5 protein-coding genes are annotated in these 3,140 nt (G+C 68.6%); 1 reads left to right on the forward strand and 4 read right to left on the reverse strand.

Going from position 1 to position 3,140, the window contains the following annotated elements; translation table 11 throughout:
• The 4 genes from QOI01_RS20200 to QOI01_RS20215 form a co-directional block, all read right to left on the reverse strand.
• Positions 1 to 313 (reverse strand): alpha-amylase family glycosyl hydrolase (locus tag QOI01_RS20200; protein WP_526384063.1); only part of this gene is annotated, 313 nt, incomplete at its 3' end.
• 23 nt (positions 314 to 336) lie between these two features.
• Complete coding sequence (locus QOI01_RS20205; RefSeq protein ID WP_526384065.1) at positions 337 to 858, reverse strand: hypothetical protein; 522 nt, start codon at positions 856 to 858, stop codon at positions 337 to 339.
• A 15-nt stretch (positions 859 to 873) separates the two neighbouring features.
• Positions 874 to 1,350 (reverse strand): signal peptidase II, encoded by a 477-nt coding sequence (locus tag QOI01_RS20210; protein ID WP_526384067.1) that lies wholly within the window; start codon positions 1,348 to 1,350, stop codon positions 874 to 876.
• A gap of 159 nt (positions 1,351 to 1,509) precedes the next feature.
• The gene (locus tag QOI01_RS20215) at positions 1,510 to 2,514 is read right to left on the reverse strand and encodes a hypothetical protein (protein WP_526384069.1); all 1,005 of its coding nucleotides are present in this window, start codon (positions 2,512 to 2,514) and stop codon (positions 1,510 to 1,512) included.
• 124 nt (positions 2,515 to 2,638) lie between these two features.
• Between QOI01_RS20215 and QOI01_RS20220 the strand changes: the two genes are divergently transcribed.
• A partial coding sequence (locus QOI01_RS20220; protein WP_526384071.1) for a HugZ family pyridoxamine 5'-phosphate oxidase occupies positions 2,639 to 3,140 on the forward strand: 502 nt, incomplete at its 3' end.

The following is a 3,140-nucleotide window of genomic DNA, read 5'->3' on the forward strand; positions in this document are numbered from 1 at the left end:
CGACGGTGCCGAACTCCGGCAGCACCTTGTAGAAGTCGCGGATGTCGTAGCCACCGTCGCGCAGCGGTGAATCGTAGAACGGCGGCAGCCAAAGGCAGTCGACGCCAAGCCATTTCAGGTAGTCGAGGCGGTCGGTCAACCCACGAAGGTCACCGGACCCATCGGAGTTCGAGTCGTTGAACGCACGGACGAGCACCTCGTAGAACACGGCGCGCTTGAACCAGGTGCGATCTTCCGGGAGCGTCCGCGCGTGGCTGTAGTCGTCCGCGTTCGGGTGCTCCACCATTCCGTCGGTTCCACTGGTTTGATCCATCAAGGTTCAAACCTACCCATCTTCTACGGTGTTGAATCCGGCTCGGCTGCGGCGTCCTTCGGCGGCGGGTCGCCCACCTCGATCTGGCCGGCCACCTCGTCGCGCAGCGCCGTGGCCGCAGCGAAGTCGCCTGCGTACCTGGTGGTGAAGTGCTCGCCCTTCCGGTTGATCTGGACCGGCCACCGCGCGGCCCCAAGCAGTCTCAGTAGCAACACGATTGGCATCGCGACGAGTTCGGCGACGAGTTCGATCAGCGAGACCGCGATGAACAGCACCGCCCCCACCGAATACAGCAAGACCTTGCCGATGCCCACCACGGCCCACACGACGAAGGCCACGATGATCAGGATTGCCTTCAGCAGGAAGTTCCTCGGCAGATTGGAGTCCGACGGCTCGCCTTCCGGTGTGGTTTCCGCCGCCTCGGCAGGCTCGTCCGGCGAACTGTGCCACGCCTCGATCAGCGACACCCTCCTGCGCCAGGGATACCACTGGCGCCGCACGCGCCAGCGAACGCCCGCCGGATCCACGACATCTCCCGCTGCCACGCCGCTGATCTTCCCTCAGAACGCGTCGTCGGCGCTCCACGCGCGCTCGGCGACGGGTGCCGCGGTTTCGGTCAGCACCAGCCATCCCAGTGTCACGACGCCGACCAGCACGCAGACGTCGGCCGCGTTGAACGTCGGCGACCATCCGAAGGAGACGAAGTCCACCACCGCACCGCGCAACGGCCCCGGCGCCCGGAAGACCCGGTCGGCCAGGTTGCCGACGGAGCCACCGAGTACGAGACCGAACCCGACGGCCGCCACGGGTGACACCACGCTGCTGCCCCGCCACGCAACGGCGCAGACGACGGCACAGACCAGCAGCGTCAACAACGCTGGCTGACTCTCACCCCAGGCCAGCGCCGCACCCGAGTTCCTGATCAGCAGACACGACACCGATTCGCCGAACAGCCACACCCGTTCGCCAGGAGTCAGCACGCCCACCGCAACGGACTTGGTGACGACGTCGACGACAAGCGCCACGGTCGCGGTCATCGCGAACAGAGCTGCCCGAGACCTGCTCCCTCGTCGCGCGCTCACCCGCCCATCATGTTCGGCGACGGCCACGCGGCCCTATCTCGAGGTGACGCGCGGATGAACGGCAAACGTCGAAGTCACGGCGAGCGAAGCGACGGGGGAAGCAGCGGGCCCACGTCACTGCAGGAAGCGAGCGGCCTCTGAACGGAGGTAGCGCCCCGAGTTGGCCTGCCGGAAGCCGATCGCGCCACCGCTCGCGGTGATCGCCAGCAGCCCGGCGACACCGGGCAGCGCGACGATGGCCAGCTCGCCCACCCGCGCAGTGCGGAGGTACTGCGGGAAGCCCTGCCGGTATGCGGTGTTGCTCATCGGCGCGGTGCTGCTGCCTGGGACGGCCTCGCCTGCCTGGACCGAGCCCTGTGTGACGGAACGTCCCTCCGGGGCACGCACGCCTGCGGTGCCGACACCGAGCACGGGCGCCCCCGCACCCGTAGGCACCAGTTCGGCCAGCGGGCGCGGCGGGCCGAGCTTGATGGCGGGAAACGCCGTAGGCGCTTGCAGCACAGGCAGATCGGGCGAGCCGTCCGGCTTCGGGGCAAGGCCGGTGCCACCGCCCGCGGAGTCGACGACGGGCTCCTCCTCCATGATCTTGAGGGTCGGCTTCGGCCGCGGGTTGTACGGCGCGTAGGCCTCCGACGCCAAGGCGTTGAGGTTGGAGAACGTGTCCTGGACGGACGAGTAGGCGGATTGCGGGTCGGTCAAATTGATCGACCACTGCGTGTCGGACGTCCCGGGGACCGTCGGCACGGGCACCGATATCGGTGGCGCACCGGGCAGCGCGATATCGGCACTGCTGCCCACCAACTTCTTCTCTGGCGCCTTCTGGTCGGGATCGGTTTTGGGAAGACTGGGGACATTGATGGTGGGCTTGGGCAGTTGGCCGGGCGGTCTGCCGTTGCCGAAGATGCTGCGCGGCCGCTGAAGGGCGTCGCGAATCTGACCAAGTGGTCCCCGTGGCGCCGACGACGGCCCTGGCTCGGGCTCGCTGGTCTGGCCCGGGTCGGGCGGGTTGCCTGGGTCGTCCGGTTCGGCACCCGCGATGCCAGCGCCCGCGCCACCGAGTACCACCGTCGCGCAGAGCACGCCGAAGCATCGCGCAAGGCGGTTGACGACGGTCGGCACAACGTTCTCGTTTCCGGTGAACGGATGTCGGCTAGGGAGCGAACGTTTAGCTGATTCTGGCACATTTGACTGGTCGGGCCCAAGGGCGCAGGTTGCCAGACGACCGCCCTGTAGGGTCGCCGACGTGGCATCCCGTGACCATGGTGACCCGGGCGATGCCCCGTCCGTCCCAGCCCCGCTGAACCCCGTCGTCAATTCCGTGCGCCCGTCGGCGGCGGAGGAGGCCCGCACCATCGCGGCCTCGACCAACACCGCAACGCTGGCGTCGTTGACCACCGCAGGCGATCCGTGGGCGTCGTTCGTCACGTACGGCCTGCACGGCGGCGCGCCGGTGCTCTGCTTGTCCAACATGGCCGAACACGGCCGCAACCTCGTGGGCGATCAGCGGGCCAGCCTGTCGATCGTCGCGCCCGCAGCCGAAGGCGATCCGCTCGCCAACGGGCGCATCACGCTGGCCGGTCTGGTCGAGCGGCCGTCGGGCGACGAGCAGGCCGCGGCGCGGCAGGCCCATCTCGATGCCGTGCCCGCCGCCAAGTACTACGTCGACTACGGCGACTTCACGCTGTGGGTGCTGCGCGTGCAGCGGGTCCGCTGGGTGGGCGGCTACGGCCGGATGGACTCCGCTA

Source organism: Mycobacterium sp. (assembly GCF_032162605.1).
GTDB lineage: Bacteria > Actinomycetota > Actinomycetes > Mycobacteriales > Mycobacteriaceae > Mycobacterium.

Bases quoted from the DNA above. Each gene is read 5' to 3' on its own strand.
- QOI01_RS20210 (WP_526384067.1), bottom strand. From the start codon at position 1,350: ATGACCGCGACCGTGGCGCTTGTCGTCGACGTCGTCACCAAGTCCGTT.